Annotated in this window: 15 protein-coding genes; 5 read left to right on the top strand and 10 right to left on the bottom strand. The window is 69.8% G+C overall.

The features are described 5' to 3' along the window. Positions 1-24: 24 nt before the first annotated feature. Complete coding sequence (cls, locus tag MRBLMI1x_RS04080) at positions 25-1,494, bottom strand: cardiolipin synthase (RefSeq protein WP_363456339.1); 1,470 nt, start codon at positions 1,492-1,494, stop codon at positions 25-27. Between the two features lie 27 nt (positions 1,495-1,521). Next, on the bottom strand, positions 1,522-1,722 hold the full coding sequence (locus MRBLMI1x_RS04075) for a hypothetical protein (protein WP_020097796.1): 201 nt from the start codon (positions 1,720-1,722) through the stop codon (positions 1,522-1,524). Between the two features lie 129 nt (positions 1,723-1,851). Here MRBLMI1x_RS04075 and MRBLMI1x_RS04070 point away from each other — a divergent pair, with 129 nt between their 5' ends. Then, positions 1,852-2,946 carry a DUF4192 family protein gene (locus MRBLMI1x_RS04070; RefSeq protein ID WP_363456335.1) on the top strand — a complete coding sequence of 365 codons (1,095 nt, stop codon included), beginning with the start codon at positions 1,852-1,854 and terminating at the stop codon, positions 2,944-2,946. A 34-nt stretch (positions 2,947-2,980) separates the two neighbouring features. Here the strand turns inward: MRBLMI1x_RS04070 and MRBLMI1x_RS04065 are convergent, their stop codons facing one another. The 7 genes from MRBLMI1x_RS04065 to MRBLMI1x_RS04035 form a co-directional block, all read right to left on the bottom strand. After that, entirely contained in the window at positions 2,981-4,987 is a 2,007-nt protein-coding gene (locus MRBLMI1x_RS04065; protein WP_363456332.1) for a hypothetical protein, read from the bottom strand. A 100-nt stretch (positions 4,988-5,087) separates the two neighbouring features. Then, positions 5,088-6,155 (bottom strand): glycosidase, encoded by a 1,068-nt coding sequence (locus MRBLMI1x_RS04060; protein ID WP_336126457.1) that lies wholly within the window; start codon positions 6,153-6,155, stop codon positions 5,088-5,090. A 2-nt stretch (positions 6,156-6,157) separates the two neighbouring features. Continuing rightward, entirely contained in the window at positions 6,158-6,997 is an 840-nt protein-coding gene (locus MRBLMI1x_RS04055) for a carbohydrate ABC transporter permease (protein WP_018185740.1), read from the bottom strand. Then, a complete protein-coding gene (locus MRBLMI1x_RS04050) occupies positions 6,994-7,977 on the bottom strand; it encodes a carbohydrate ABC transporter permease (RefSeq protein ID WP_363456327.1) in 984 nt (327 codons plus the stop codon). The genes MRBLMI1x_RS04055 and MRBLMI1x_RS04050 overlap by 4 nt, the downstream gene beginning before the upstream one ends. Before the next feature lies 1 nt (position 7,978). Continuing rightward, complete coding sequence (locus MRBLMI1x_RS04045) at positions 7,979-9,262, bottom strand: extracellular solute-binding protein (RefSeq protein WP_363456324.1); 1,284 nt, start codon at positions 9,260-9,262, stop codon at positions 7,979-7,981. 19 nt (positions 9,263-9,281) lie between these two features. Next, on the bottom strand, positions 9,282-10,340 hold the full coding sequence (locus MRBLMI1x_RS04040) for a LacI family DNA-binding transcriptional regulator (protein ID WP_363456321.1): 1,059 nt from the start codon (positions 10,338-10,340) through the stop codon (positions 9,282-9,284). A gap of 97 nt (positions 10,341-10,437) precedes the next feature. Continuing rightward, positions 10,438-11,682 carry a sensor histidine kinase gene (locus MRBLMI1x_RS04035; RefSeq protein WP_363456318.1) on the bottom strand — a complete coding sequence of 415 codons (1,245 nt, stop codon included), beginning with the start codon at positions 11,680-11,682 and terminating at the stop codon, positions 10,438-10,440. Between the two features lie 155 nt (positions 11,683-11,837). On the opposite strand from MRBLMI1x_RS04035, the gene MRBLMI1x_RS04030 reads away from it, so the two are divergent. Continuing rightward, a complete protein-coding gene (locus MRBLMI1x_RS04030) occupies positions 11,838-12,497 on the top strand; it encodes a response regulator (protein WP_018185745.1) in 660 nt (219 codons plus the stop codon). Between the two features lie 15 nt (positions 12,498-12,512). Here MRBLMI1x_RS04030 and MRBLMI1x_RS04025 read toward each other — a convergent pair whose 3' ends face one another. Continuing rightward, positions 12,513-12,713 (bottom strand): hypothetical protein, encoded by a 201-nt coding sequence (locus MRBLMI1x_RS04025; RefSeq protein WP_018185746.1) that lies wholly within the window; start codon positions 12,711-12,713, stop codon positions 12,513-12,515. Positions 12,714-13,025: 312 nt separating this feature from the next. Here MRBLMI1x_RS04025 and MRBLMI1x_RS04020 point away from each other — a divergent pair, with 312 nt between their 5' ends. From MRBLMI1x_RS04020 to MRBLMI1x_RS04010, 3 genes are all read left to right on the top strand, one after another. Further along, a complete protein-coding gene (locus tag MRBLMI1x_RS04020) occupies positions 13,026-13,220 on the top strand; it encodes an aureocin A53 family class IId bacteriocin (protein WP_018185747.1) in 195 nt (64 codons plus the stop codon). Between the two features lie 84 nt (positions 13,221-13,304). Next, positions 13,305-14,237 carry an ATP-binding cassette domain-containing protein gene (locus MRBLMI1x_RS04015; protein ID WP_116227964.1) on the top strand — a complete coding sequence of 311 codons (933 nt, stop codon included), beginning with the start codon at positions 13,305-13,307 and terminating at the stop codon, positions 14,235-14,237. Beyond that, entirely contained in the window at positions 14,215-14,979 is a 765-nt protein-coding gene (locus MRBLMI1x_RS04010) for an ABC transporter permease (RefSeq protein WP_363456313.1), read from the top strand. Before MRBLMI1x_RS04015 ends, MRBLMI1x_RS04010 begins: the two co-directional genes overlap by 23 nt. The last annotated feature ends 114 nt before the right edge of the window (positions 14,980-15,093 follow it).

Genomic DNA, 15,093 nt, shown 5'->3' with positions numbered 1-15,093 from the left:
AATTCGCCCGCCGGGGAGGAACCCCTACTGCAGCGCCGACGTCAGCCGGGCGAGGTTGTCGAGCACGACCGATCGCATAGGCCGCTTCTCCCATTCAGCGATCGTCAGCTCGCGCGACATGCCGCGGTACTGGTCCTCGACCGTGCGGAGCTGCTCGACGAACTCCGCCCCTCGGACGAGCATCGTCACCTCGAGGTTGAGGCCGAACGAGCGCATGTCCATGTTGCTCGACCCGACCACGGCGACCTCTTCGTCGATCGACATCGACTTGGAGTGCAGGATGTAAGGCCGCTTGTACATCCAGATCTTCACACCGGTCGCGAGCAGCTGCTCGTAGTAGCTGCGCTGCGCGTGGTAGACCATCGCCTGATCGCCCTCTTCGGACACGAACAGCTCGACCTCGACGCCGCGGTGGCAGGCGGTCTGGATCGCGAGGAGCAGTCCCTCGTCGGGCACGAAGTACGGGCTGACCATGACGATCTTCTTCTTCGCGCCGAAGATGAGGCTCAGGAACAGCTTCAGGTTGTTCTCGTATTCGAACCCCGGCCCGCTCGGGACGATCTGGCAGTCGAGGTCGCCGGTCCCGGCATCCATCAGGAAGTCGGATTCGACCGCGAACACCTCGCCGGTCTCGCCGTACCAATCCGAGACGAACACGGCCGAGAGGGATGCCACGACCGGCCCGTCGACGCGGACCATCAGGTCGACCCACTGCAGCCCGCGGCGCAGGTTCGTCTTCAGGTTGTAGCTGCGGTCGGTGACGTTCTGCGAACCGACGTAGCCCACGACGCCGTCGATCACGAGCAGCTTGCGGTGGTTGCGCAGGTCGGGCCGCTGGTACTTGCCCTTCAGCGGCTGCACCGGAAGCATCAGGTGCCACTCGGCGCCCATCCGCTCGAGGCGCGCGAGTGTCGCGTGATAGTTCGGCTTCCAACGGTTCGCCCAGTGGTCGAGCAGCACTCGGACCCTCACCCCGCGGGCGGCCGCGCGCTCGAGGGCGGCGAAGAAGCCGTCGGTGGCGCCGTCGGACTGCAGGATGTAGAACTCGACGTGGACGTAGCGCTGGGCGCGGTCGATCTCGGACGCCATCGTGTCGAGGCTGCCCTGGTAGTCCGAGATGATCTGCGCCCCGTTGTCCCCGGCCATGGGGAGAGCGCCGAGCTTGCGGTTCAGGCCGACCAGCTGCGTGAACCACTCGGGGGCGTCGGGGCGGAGCGTGCCGAAGTCGAGACCCTCGCTCGCGGCACGGAAGGCGTCGTTGATCGACTCCTGCTCCTTGCGGCGCTTGCGCGGAAGACGCGGGTTGCCGATGAGGAGGAAGAGGAGGATGCCGAAGACCGGGATGAAGTAGATCGCCAGCAGCCAGGCCATCGCCGCGGTCGGGCGGCGGTTGCGCGGGATGATGAAGACCGCGATGGCGCGCACCGAGATGTCGAACAGGAGGACGAGGACGATCCACCACGTCCACGTCCAGTCGACGCTGATGCTGATCACGAGGCCCCCAGAGAGTGTGGGGTCAGCCTATCGTTTGGCGGATCGACCGGCGGTTTCGTCGCGGGGAGGAAGACCTCGCTTGCTCCGCTCCTCGGCCTCGACCTGCGCGTAGAGCTTTCGCTCGGTGCGGTCCATGCGAAGGATGCTGCGGATCACGAAGGCGAAGAGCCCGGCCACCACGATCGTGGGGATCAGTCCCCAGATGACCGCGCTCCAGACCTCATCCATGTCTCCATCGTAATGTGCCGGTGCGGCCGGACGGCGCGGAGCTCCCCTAACCGGGGGCATCCTCGGCGGATCGTCCACAGCCTCGCATCCTCGCGCCCGCGAGGGGTCCCGCCCGACGACCGTGGGGCCATGTCGACCATCGTCACCGCCGCGGATTCCGCGCACTTCCTCGCCCTCGTCCCCCGCCTGCTCGGGTTCACCCCCACCGAGAGCCTCGTCGTCGTCCCGATGACCCGCGGGCGCAGTCTCGGCGCCCTGCGCATCGACCTGCCACCCCGGGGCGCTCCGCTCGATCCCGTCGCGTCGACCGTCGTCGGCATGATCTGCCGGGTGTCGGATGCCGATGGTTTCACCGCGGTCGTCTACACGGCGGCATCCGCTCGTCACCGACTCCCCCACGGCGACCTGGCCGAGGCGCTCGAACGGGCGGCGGCGACCTGCGGACTCGGGATCGTCGACGCGCTCACCGTCGCCGGGGACGGCTGGGGCTCGCACTACGACGAGCGGCTCCCGCGCGGCGGCCGCGCGCTCGCAGAACTCGAGCGTCACCTGCCCCGCCTCGACCACGACCAGCACGACGGCGCCGCATTGCCGACCGCGGACCCCGCCATCGTCGCGGACGTCGCCGCCGCGCTGCAGTCGCTCGAGTCGGCGCTGGCCGTGCTGTGCGGCATCCCGGCTCTGGCGGATGCCCCGACGCGCATCGATCCGGCGGCGCTCGAGGCTGGCTGCGCGCTCGACGACCTGCCCGCCCTGTTCGAGACCTGCCTGACGTGGGATGCCGCACACCTCGACCCGATGCGGACGGCCGTGCTCGCGTGGTGTCTCGCACGTCCGTCGCTTCGGGACGTCGGGATCGTGCAGTGGGCGACCGACCGGGCCGGAGGGGATGCCGCCCTCGACGCGCAACGCCGGTGGGAGGACGGCGAGGAGTACCCCGCCGACCTGGCGTCGGTCATGTGGGGCGAGAGCCAACGGCCCGACCCGACCCGGCTCGAGGCGGCGCTCGAACTGGTGCGCCACGTGGCCGCCCGCACTCCCGAGGCCCACCGGGCGGGCCCGCTGGCGACGGCCGCGTGGCTCGCCTGGTCGCTCGGACGCTCCACCCACGCCGACCGCTATGCCGCGGCGGCGCTGCGCCTCGAACGCGAGCACGGACTCGGCGAGATCGTGCGATCGTTCGTGGCGCACGCCCACCTGCCCGACTGGGCCTTCCGGCGATGACCGGGCCGCGGCATCCCACGGCCCGGTCGGATCGTCACCGATCGACGATCGCGAAGCCGCCGGCGGGCAGGGTGAGGACGCCCGTGCGGTCCTTCTTGGCGCGCACTTCGCGCCCGCGGTCGTCGTAGACCGCGAGGTCGCCGGCGCCCACCCTGACCTTCTGCGGCGAGCGCGCCGCCGAGTGCACGAGTTCGGTGCGCGCACCGCCGTCGCCCTCGAGCACGAGGCGGGAGACGAACGGCCGGACGAGGATGCCGTCGAGCTGCACCTCGCCGCGCGTCGACACGACGCGCAGCTCGTCACGCGAACCGGGCAGGGCCTTCTGCAGCGTGTGCGGATGCATCGCACCCGGTGTCGGTGAGATCCCCTGCCGAGGACCGGTGAGCTGCAGGCTCCCCAGTCGGCCGCGGTCGCTCGTCCACGTCGACGACGTACGTTCGCCGACCTCCGACCAGACCACGGGCTCGATCCACCGATCCGTGCCCGCCGTACCGACGTCGAACACCGCGGTCTCACCGCGCGACAGCGTCAGCTTGTCGCCCGACCAGCTCGACTCGCCCGTCCACGACTCCGGCGTCGAGATCTCACCCGTCGTGCGGGCGGCATCCTCCGCCTCGATCCACGTGAGCCCCTCGCGGTCGCCGACCTCGGTCAGCGAGAGGGCCTGACGCCGGACGTCCGGGTGGGCGTCGAGCGCGAGCGCGGTGAGCAACCCGTGGATCGTGGACTCCGCACCACTGTTGCGGTTGACGGTGCCGTCCGGCTGCAGACCGTCGTAGGTGACGCCGGTCGCCGGGTCGTACATGCGCTGACCGGCGTGGTTGGCGCCGAAGAACCAGGCGGCCTGCATCGCCGCGAGGTCCTCGAACCCCTCCGACCCGGTCGCGTCGGCGACCGCCAGGACCGACTGCACCCGCGAGTCGGCCCCATAGGCGATCTGCACCCGGTCGACCGGGCTCGGGTTCCACCCGTTGTCGGGTCCACCCGCCGTGAGCAGGGTGGTCGTGAAGCTCGTCGCATCCGCGACGGCGGGACGAGCGAGCGCATGGTCCTTCAGGACAATGGATGCCGCGGCCAGCGCCGCCGGCATCTGCGAGCCCCACGCGTGCCAGATCGCCGGAGACTCCGCCCACGGCAGCACGGCTCGGTACGGCCACTCCCGCGTCGACCCGTCCGACATCGCGGCGATGCCCTTCGCGAGCTGGCGGAGCGCCGTCGCCGAGGCCCGGTCGGGACTCGCGGCGACACGCGCCGCCAACCCGAGCACGGCCTCAGCCGAGGCATCCGCCCCGTTCGTGATGAGCCAGGCCGGCACGCGCTTGCCGTCCGAGACCGTCCAGGTGCCGTACCTGGACAGGACCTGGCGGTTCAGCGCGCCGAGAGAGAGGTCGAAGCGGTCGTCGAGGAAGGCGGCGAAGGCGGGGTCCTCGTCCTTGAACGCGGCGTAGCCCTCGCCGAGCGCCCACAGGGTGCGGGCGAGCCAGTAGCTCGGCCCGCTGTCGGACGGGTCGGGGAGCTCGACGGGCTCGGGAGAGGGATTGAAGGTGCCGTCGGGCTGCATCCAGAGGACGACGTTGCCGGCATCCGGACCATCGGTCGTCTGGAAGTACGCGACCGAGCGGAGCAGTTCATACGCGGTGTCGCGACTGTCGTCGTCGCCGGTGAGCTCCCAGTGGCGGATGTAGACCACGGCGGCACGGGTGATGTCGTCGGCGTTGTAGGCCCCCTGGCCCCAGTAGCCGGTCTCGGGGTCGAGGGGTCCGCCGCCGACCCGCTCGAACGTTCCACCGTCCCGGGCATCGGCATAGGTCCACGGCATGACGAGCGCGGGCTCCTCGGCCTGTCGGTAGGTGCTGTGCCCGTCGACGTCGGCGGGCGGCGTCGCTGCGTCGAGCAGGAAGTCGAGGTGCGCGAGGTTCGTGACGGGAGGGTCGGCGGGCGCCGCGGCAGCGGCGGTGACGCCGAGCGGGACGGTCAGGGCGAGCGCGGCGAGCGCGGTGAGGCCGACGGTCCTCGCACGACGGTGTGCGGAGGTGTTCACGGGGGGATTCCTTTCGTTGCGGTGCCGAGTGCAGGTCCAGAGTCGGATCGGAGCGCTTCAGGGCGCCCGATGGCCGAGGGGACCTGCACTCGGCACGCGATCAGTCGGTGCGTTCGAGCAGGGCGACGCCGATCTTCGAGTCGGCCATGCCGTAGAACACGAACAGGCGACCGTCGACCTCTTCGATCGCGGTCGGGAAGACGACGTTCGGCACGATGCCGCTCCGCTCGTCGTCTGTCTCCGGTGCCAGCAGCGGCTCCGGAGTGCGGGCGACGACCGTCGAGGGGTCGTCGGCGTCGAGGATGAGCGCCCCGGCGGCGTAGTTGACCTTCTGCTGCTGCGCGAAGGCGCTCTCGAGCACGCCCGTCACACCGTGGTGCAGGACGAGCCAGCCTTCCGGGATGCGGCGCGGCGGCGGTCCCCCGCCGATCTTCAGCGCCTCGAACGGGAACTCCGGGCCGGCGACGAAGCGGTGCTGCTCCCACAGGGTCAGCGCCGCGAGGTCGTCGCGGACGTCGGCGAGGGGGATGTAGCTGATCCAGATCGACTGCCGTTCGTCCTCGACGCCCGCCGGGACGCGGACGCCCTGGCCGGGCTTCGTCTCGCCGAGGTCCCACATGGGGCGGTGGAGGACGGCGAGCGCCTGCCGTCCGTCGGGCGCGGTGACCGGCTCGGGGAAGAACACGGTGTCCTTGTTGTGGAACAGGTTCAGGTCCATGTCGAGGTCGTCCTGGTACCGGAACAGCGCCGGCCCGAGTCGGCGCCACTCGCGCAGGTCGCTCGACACCGCGATCGCCGTGCGCGGGCCGAGGGGCCCGTAGGCGACGTAGGTCATGACGTGCAGCCCGAGCGTCTCGATCCAGGTGACCCGGGGGTCCTCGACGCCGGCGTTGCCGACCCCGAGCTCCCACCCCCGGTCGGGTTCGAGGACGACGCCCTCGCGTTCGACGCGGGTCGGCACCCCGTCCTCCACGACGACGCGGGCCAGGCCCACGCGCGACACGTTGCCGTCGGCCACGAGTCGCGGCAGCAGGTAGAGCTCCCCGTCGGGGCCGCGGCCGGAACCGGGGTTCAACACCCCCTCGACCTCGTTCGGATCGCCCGCGGCGGGGGTCATCACGACCCCCATGCGGGTGAGTCGGTAGGGCACGTGGGTCTCGGTGGTCATGGTCAACCTTTCACTCCGGATCCGAGGTCGTTGGACGTGAAGTAGCGCTGGAACACGAGGAACAGCACGACGGCGGGGCCGGCCAGCACCACGGCACCGGCCATCATCGCCCCGAACGGGTTCGCGGTGGATGCCGCGATGTTCGAGATGAAATTCGCGAGAGACACCGCGAGCGGCTGCATCTCGGCATCCTTCGTGATGAGGAACGGCCACAGGAACTCGTTCCACGGCCCGATGAAGGTCAGCAGCACGACCGTCAGCAGCGCCGGTCGCACGAGGGGCAGCGCCACGCTCCACAGCAGACGGAACTCGTTCGAGCCGTCGATCCTCGCGGCGTCGAAGAGCTCCTTGGGCAGCTGCAGGAAGTACTGCCGGAAGATCACCACCGCCGTCGAGTTGATGAAGAACGGCAGGATCATGCCGAGGTAGCTGTCGGCCAGGCCGTAATCCCGGGCGATCATGACGTAGAGCGGGATCATCAGCAGCTGGAACGGTACGACCTGCACCAGGAGGGCGAGGGCGAACGTCGCCCCGCGTCCCCGCCAGCGGAGGATCGCCAGGGCGTATCCGGCCAGGACGCCGAAGACGACCGTGCCGAGGATCACCCCGCCGGTGAAGATGCCCGAGTTGGCGAGCCCCTGCAGCAGGTCGATGCGCCCGTTGATGGCGGCGTAGTTGTCGAGCGTCAGATTCGCCGGGTTGGGGAACGCCCCCGCCGGCGTCGGATCGACGTTCGTCTGCAGCGAGCCGACGATCATGTAGAAGAACGGGAACAGGAACGCGAGCGCACCGATCGACAGCGCCGTGTACATCGCGATCTTCGACCCGAGTGCGCGCTTCATCGCTCCTCACCTCCCACGAGCTTGCGCTGCAGGGCAGCGATGGCCAGGACGAACACGATCAGTACGACGCCGATCGCGGCGGCGACGTCGGGGTTCTGCTGCTCGATGCCGCGCTGGTACATGAGCAGCACGGGCGACGTCGAGGCTCCGTTGGGACCGCCGCCACCGGTCAGCAGATACGGCTCGGTGAAGAGGTTCGCCCCGGTGATCGTGGCGAGCAGGACGACGAGCAGCGTCGCCGGCCGAACGCTCGGCACCGTCACCGAGAAGAACTGCCGCATCTTCCCGCCGCCGTCCATCGACACTGATTCGTACAGCTCGCGCGGCACGTTCTGGAGGGCGGCGAGGTAGAGCAGGATGTAGAACCCGAGCCCCTTCCACGTCACGAAGATCGCGATGGTCGGCATCGCCAGCGACGAGTTCACGAGCCACGACGGATCGGGCGCGAGCGGTCCGAGCACGTTGTTGACGAGTCCGCCGCGGGCGAAGAGGAAGAGCCAGACCGCGACGACGGCGACGGATGCCGTGACGTACGGCACGTAGTAGCTCACCCGGAAGAAGGTCCGCGCCCTCGTGACGCGGTCGAGCGCCGTCGCCAGCAGGATCGACAGCACGACCGTCAGCGGCACGTTGATGATCAGGAAGATCCCGACGTTGCCGAACGACCGCCAGACCTCGGGGTCGCTGAGCGCCGTGACGTAGTTGTCGAAGCCGACGAACGGCCGGTCGACCACGGCCCCCGGGGCGGCGAAGAAGTAGTCCTGGAACGACATCCAGACGGCGAACACCACCGGGTAGGCGAAGACGACCAGGACGAAGACGATGTAGGGCGCCGAGAAGAGGAGCCCGTGCGGCTGCGCGCCGAGGAGGCGGTGGAGGATGCCGCGGCGAGGCGCGGCATCCTTCCCGTCCTTCCCGGGGGTGGCACCGCGGGTCGCGCCGGGATCGGACCCGGCGCGACCCGGGACGACGGCGGTCATCTCAGCCCGCCGCCAGCTTGTCGACCTCTGCCGCGGTGTCGGAGAGGAACTGATCGACCGGCGTCTCACCGAAGATGACCGACTTCGAGTAGCCGTCACGGAAGGCCTGCCAGATCTCCACCGATCCGACGACGTTGGGCACCTCGACGGTGCGCGCGGCCTGATCGCCGAACTGCTCGTAGGCGGGGTTGTCGGCGAAGTACTCCGGATAGGTACCCGTCAGGTCCTGACGCAGCGGCATCTGGCCGGTGGCCTTCAGCCACTCGCCGTCCTGCTCCTCACTGGTGGCGAACTTGAGGACGTCCCAGGCCGTGCCCTTGCTCTTGCACGCGGTGAACATGCCGACGTTCTTCGCGTCGCTGAACGTCCAGGTGTCACCCGCCGAGGTGCCGTCCTTCGTCGGCACCGGCACGGCTCCCCACTCGATCGAGTCGCCGTACACACTGATCGCCCACGGCCCCACGATCGCCATGGCGGCGTACCCGTCGGCGAACGCGTCGCCCTGGTACTGCTCGTTGCCGGCGAGCTTCTCCTCGTAGAGGGTCCGCCAGAAGTCGGCGACGGCCTTGCCGTTGTCGTCGTCGAACGTCGCCTTGCCGTCCTCGAGCAGCTGCGTCCCTCCGGTCTGCGCCGCGTAGAGCGGGTAGAAGTCGAACCAGGACTGGAAGAACTCGCTCGTGGGGGCGGGGTTGATCGCGTACTCGGACACGCCCTTCTCCTTGAGGGTCCGGGCGGTCTCGAGGAACTCGTCGTAGGTGGACAGCTTCGGGTTCTCGGGGTCGAGCCCGGCCTTCTCGAAGAGGGCCTTGTTGTAGAAGATCATCACCGGGTTCGACTTCCACGGCAGCTGGTAGAAATCGCCGTCGTCGGAGCGGTACTGGTCGGCGAGGTCGCCGCTGCGGGCCGTGATGTAGTCGTCGCCGTCCTCGAAGGTCGACAGGTCGACGAGGCCCCCCTGGCGCTGGAAGCCCGGCACCGCCGCGGGCGAGGTGTTGAAGACGAGGCACGGGGCGTTGCCCGCGGTGATCGCGGCCCCGATGACCTCTTCGCTCGAGGCGCCGGCGGGGATCTCCTGCGCTTTGACCTGCTCGTCGGGGTGGTCGGCGTTCCATGCCTCGACCATCTTCTTGCCCCAGCCGATCTCGGCTTCGTTGTTGGAGTACCAGATGGTGATGTCGCCTCGGCTCTCGAGGTCGCCGCCACCACCTCCGCCTCCGCCGCCGCACGCGGTGAGGGCCAGCACACCGGCTGCGCCGGCTGCCGTGATGAGGATGCGTCGTTGCATGTCCTGCTCCTTCGTTCGGTTACTCGTGCTCTCTTGCTGTCGTCGGTCGCGCGTCACGCGCCCGTGGAGGTGCCGTCGAACCCCGGACGGCGAGGGTGGGATCGGGGAGGTCGAGGTGAGTGGGCGCGTCGCCGGCGATCGCGGCGAGCAGCGTGCGCGCGGCGGCCACGCCCCAGCCGCGGGCGTCGGTCGCGACGCTCGTGAGAGCGGGGTGCACCCAGCGGCCGATCTCGGTGTCGTCGAATCCGGTGATCGAGAGGTCGTCGGGCACACTCAGCCCGCGCTGGTGGGCGATCCCCATGCCGGCGACCGCCATGCTGTCGTTCGCGTAGATGATGGCTGTCGGCGGGGTCCCCTCGTCGAGGAGGGATGCCGTGGCGCGCGCGCCGTCGGCGGCGCTGAAGTCGGTCTCCACGACGACGACGTCGAGGCCGGCGGCATCCGCGGCATCGAGGAAGGCGTCGCGGCGGCGTTGGGCGTGGAGCATGCCGGAGGGCCCTGCGACGTGCCCGACGCGGCGGTGGCCGAGGCCGGCGAGGTGCTCGACGGCGAGACGGATGCCGGCTCCGTCGTCCGTCGAGACCGAGGCGAACGGCGAGGCGACGTCGGGGACGCCGAGGGTGACGGCGGGGATCCCGACTTCGGCGAGGAGCGCGATGCGCGGGTCCGCGACGCGGATGTCGGTGAGGATGACGCCGTCCACGCGTCGGTCCGAGGCGAGCGCCCGGTAGGTGGCCTCCTCCTGACGGCCCGGGTTCGCGACGGCGAGGACGAGGGCCTGCCCGGTGACGGAGAACTCGTCTTCGAGCCCGGCGATGAAGGAGGGGAAGAAGGGGTCGGCCGCGATGACGTCGGGGCTCCGCCCGATCACCAGTCCGCAGGCGAAGGCGCGCCCGACGCTGAGGGACCGGGCACTCAGGCTCGGCGTCCAGCCGAGTTCGGCGGCGGTGTCCATGATGCGCTGTCGTGTCTCGGCGGCGACGCCGGGACGACCGTTCAGTGCGAAGGAGACGAGGCCCTTGCTGACGCCTGCCGCGCGCGCGACATCCGCGATCGTGGGGCGGGTCTCGGGGGGCATCGGTCACTCCTTCGTGGCGGACCTGATCTACTAAACCGGTTCAGGCGACGAAAAGGCAAGACCTTGACACGCGCGTCGGCGCGGGCGTAAACGCTGATCAGCGCGTGGGCAGCTCCACGCGGACGCGCCATCGACCCTCGTCAGGGCCTGCGGCGAACGTGCCGCTCAGCACCTCGACGCGCTCTCGAAGCCGGGCGAGTCCGAATGCGGGACCGGGGCGCTGACCCGACACGGGGCGATGCGGATCGTTGATCACCGACAGCACGACGGTGTGCGGTGTCACCACGAGCGACAGCTCGATCGTCATGGCCGGCGCGCCGTGCTTCACGATGTTCGTGACCGCCTCCCGCGCGGCGCGGGTGAGGGTCGTCTCGATGATGCCGGCGAGCGCCGCGTCACCGGTGACCTCCGTCCGCACCGTGTGCCCGAGGTCGCGGAGCTTCTGGGCGAGGGAGTCGATCTCTCGGCGGATGCCGGGGGCGCCGGCATCCGTCACGGCGTCCGTCCCCGTCCTGCCGTGGATGAGCTGCAGCACGCGACGTGTGTCGGTCAGCGCCTGAGCGGATGCCGCGACGATCGCGCGCTGCGAGCTGGAGCGGATCTCGGGGTCGTCCGTGCGCTCCAGGACGCGGGCGTGCATGACGGTGATGGAGATCTCGTGCGCGATGACGTCGTGGAGCTCGTCGGCGATACGGGTGCGCTCCGCCAGCAGCGCCGCGTCGAGCTGCGCCTCGTGCGCGTCGACCTGCGAGGCGAGGACGACGTTCCGGCGGACGACGCGACGCAGGCCCCGTCCGACCGTTGCCGACAGGAGCCCGACGACGAAGACGGCCACCACTCCGCCGACGTCGAGACCCGGCGGCACCGTGGCGATCGCCGCCACCCAAGCGACGGCCGCGACCCCGTACGCGGTCGAGAACACGGCGCTGCAGCAGTAGAAGACGACCCCGATGCTCATGGCGACCGCGGTCAGATACTCACCGCTCTGACCCGCGACGACGGCGACGAATCCGGCGAGCACGAGGACGATGGCTCCCCACGTGGGCCGCCAGGCCATCGCGATGATCGAGCCGTTGGTGAGCACGGAGGCGGCGATCGTCGGCCACGAGACCGACGGCCCCGATGTCAGCTGCGCCCACACGACGTCGACCGCCGCGAGCAGGGGCAGCAGAGCCAGGATGGCGCGGGCGACCTTCGGGGGGAGGACGTAGTCCCACAGCTCGCGCTGCACGGCACGGGCTGCTCCGCCCGCGCCGTGCATGCCGCGGGTCAGTTGCAGATGCGCAGCACCCGGCACAGGTGCGTCCACAGATTTGTCGGCTGACTCGCGAACGGGATCCATCGGAACATTCTTTCTCTCCCCATCTCGATTTCGTGCCGGAAGGAGCTCCCGGCACGCCCTGCGCCCATCCTGACGCGAGGAGCGCCGGGGGACGCTCCTGCTCAAGACGCAATCCCGTCACCGCAAGACGCAAAACCGGCACCTATGCTGATCGCATGGACCCCATCCGAGTTCTCATCGCCGACGATGAGGCTCTCGTCCGACGGGCTCTCCAGGTGTTCTTGAACGCAGAACCGGGGATGACGGTCGTAGGAGAGGCGAGCGACGGACCGAGCGCTGTCCGCCTGAGCCTCGAACTGAAGCCCGACGTGATCCTGATGGACATCCGGATGCCGGGAGGCGACGGCATCCGCGCGATCGAGCAGTTGTCGGTCGACCTGCCGTCCGCACGGACCATCGCGATCACGACCTACGGATCCGACGAGACGGTGGCCGGCGCCCTCCGGGTCGGCGCCGTCGGCTTCCTCGTGAAGGATTCCGAACCGGAGCACATCACGGCGGCCGTCCGCAGCGCGCACCACGGCGGCTTCGTCCTGTCGTCGGTCGCCGGCCGAGATCTCGTCCGGCGGATCGGCGCGCAGGCGGGTCAGCCCACCGTCACACTGAGCCCCGCGGAACAGGTCTCCCGTCGTGAGCTCGACGTCCTCGAGCTGCTCGCCAAGGGGATGTCGAACGCCGAGATCGGGCGGGACCTCTTCCTGTCCGAGGCGACGGTCAAGTCGCACCTGCGCCGGATCATGACGAAGTGGGGCGTGCGCGATCGGGTGCAGGTCCTCCTCTACGCCGCGACCACCGGCGTCATCCGACTCCCCTGAGCGGGGCGGCGTCCCTCAGCTGCGCGAACGGCTCCGGCGCGACACGATCGCGTAGGCCGTCGCCGCGGCGGCGATGCCGGCCACGGCGGTGATCCCCCAGCGCAGGATCACCTCGACGTCGGTGAAGACGGCCAGGCAGATGTTGACCGTCAGCGCGACGATGAAGAGTGCGGCGAATGCCGCGCCGTCCGCGGCGGTCCGCTTCTTGTCAGCCATGGGATTCCTTACGTCGCGGACGAACGGGCACCGTGTGTCTGCCGCGCGTCGATGTGGGTGGGAACGCCTCGGAGCCTAGCCGCGGCCTGCGCACCTCGATACGGCGCGAGAGCGCATTCCATCCGGGGGCGGCACCCCGGGTGGTCCCGTTGCGTCTAAAGGCGGATGCGGATTGCGTCCCCCGCACGAACGCTGGGGCCTTTCGACTCAAGAGCGGCGACCCGAGCCGTCGGTAGCGTCACTTCCGGCGCTGCGATCGCGGTCACGAACGCAGCGTCACTGACAAACACCAACGGATCGAGAGGAAACATCATGGGGGCAGTTCTGAGGTTCATCGCGTGGGTCATCGCGAACATCGGCCGCTGGGGCCGTGCCGTCGCCGGCCAGGTCGGACGCATCACCGCGTGGGCACGCAACAACTGGCGTCGCGTGCTCGAGTGGATCAACGCGGGCATCTCGTTCGCGACGATCGTCGACTACATCCTGCGGATCCTCGGCATCGGCTGAGATCTGTCCCGATGGGACGGCACCACGTGCGCGCCGTCCCATCGGGACACCACGACCACGTAAGAAGAGAAGGAGAGACGACCCATGCCGCAGACACCGGACACCGGCATCCGCGTGAGGGGCGTCTCGAAGACGTACGGCGTCAAGCGCGTCCTCGACGACGTCTCCTTCGACATCCCCGCGGGCACCGTCACGGGCCTGCTGGGTCCCAACGGCTCGGGCAAGTCGACCGCGATGCGCACGATGCTCGGGTTGACGATCGCCGACGCCGGATCGACCACGTTCGACGGTGCCCTCTTCCGCGATCTCGCGCAGCCGGGCCGTACCGTCGGAGCCCTTCTCGACCCGGGCGCCCACCACCCCGGGCGCAGTGTCGAGGACACCCTCGCGACGGCCGCCATCCTGACCGGCTCACCGCGCGAGCGGGTCGGGGAACTCATCGCCACGCTCGGCCTGGCCTCTGCCGCACGTCGCCGCTTCGGCGCGCTCTCCCTCGGGATGAAGCAGCGGGTCGCCCTCGCGGTCGCGCTCGTCGGTCGGCCTCGACACCTCATCCTCGACGAGCCCATGAACGGTCTCGACATCGAGACCGGCGACTGGCTGCGATCGACTCTGGTCCATCACGCGCACACGACGGGCGGCTGCGTCCTCGTCTCGACGCATCTCCTCCAGGAACTCCAGACCTTCGCCGATCGCATCGTCGTCCTCAGCGAGGGCGCCATCCGCTACTCCGGCGAGGTCGGCGACCTCACCGCCGAAAAGAACGCGACGGCGACCGCTGCGGACACCGACCTGCTGCGACGCGCGCTCACGACCCGCGGCATCCCGTTCAGTGTGCGTCCCGAGGACGGGCGCTTCTCGGTAGGCATCGACCCCCGCTCCCTCAGCGAGATCTGCATCGCCGACCGCATCGTGCTCGACGAGCTCGCCGAGGACCGCGAGTCGATCAGCGACCTCTACCGTCGCCTGACGCGCGGCCAGTACCGAGTGGAAGGTGACGTCTTTGATCCTCGCTGACAGCCCCCCGCAGACGGCCGGCCGCTTCGGCCGCAGCCTGCGGGCCGAACTGCGGAACGTCCGCACGACACGGGGGACGCGGTGGGCGCTGGGCCTCACCGCCGCGCTCTGGGTCGTCGTCGGCGCCGGTGTCGCCGCGATCGCGCTGCTCGTCGACGCGGAATCGGTGAGCATATCCGGCGCGCTCCTCGGCATGGGAGCGGCCGTCACCGTGTTCGTCCCCATCCTGGCGATCTTCATCATGGCCGCCGACTGGCAGTCGCGAGACGTGCTGACGACGTTCGCCCTCGAACCGCGCCGGCACATCGTCTTCCTCGCCAAGGCGCTGACGGCGCTCATCGTGTGCACCGTCCTCGTCGCCATCGCCGCCGTCCTGGCCGTCGTGTTCACCGCCGGCCTCGCGCTCGCGGCCGGGGCGACCATCGTGTGGAACGCGGATGCGGAGAGCATCGCGGTCCTGCTCTGGAGCGCCGCCGTCGGCACCGTGTCGGGCATCGCGTACGGCGCGGCGACGCAGCGCGTCGCGATCGCCATCGTGTTCTCGCTCGTGCAGGGATTCGTGATCGACCCGCTGCTCATGCTCATCCCGCACGGCATCGGCTCGTGGTTCCGGCTGACCGCCGTCACCGAGGCCGGCAGCGGCACGGGCGAGCTCGGCCCGGCTCTGACGGCCGGACTGCTGTGGCTGGTCGTCCCGCTCGCCATCGGATTCGCCCGCAATCAGCGGGCCGACGTGCAATGACCGGCGCCCCCTCTGGAAAGGGGTCTGGCTGGCGTCTCGGTCAAGACGCCAGCCAGGGGTGCTTCGAATCGGATCGAGATGAAGCGGGATCAGTTTACGCGCACCGAGGTTTCG

This window comes from Microbacterium sp. LMI1x-1-1.1, from assembly GCF_040676205.1.
Classification (GTDB): domain Bacteria; phylum Actinomycetota; class Actinomycetes; order Actinomycetales; family Microbacteriaceae; genus Microbacterium; species Microbacterium aquilitoris.
This window is presented reverse-complemented; position numbering and strand designations above follow the sequence as displayed.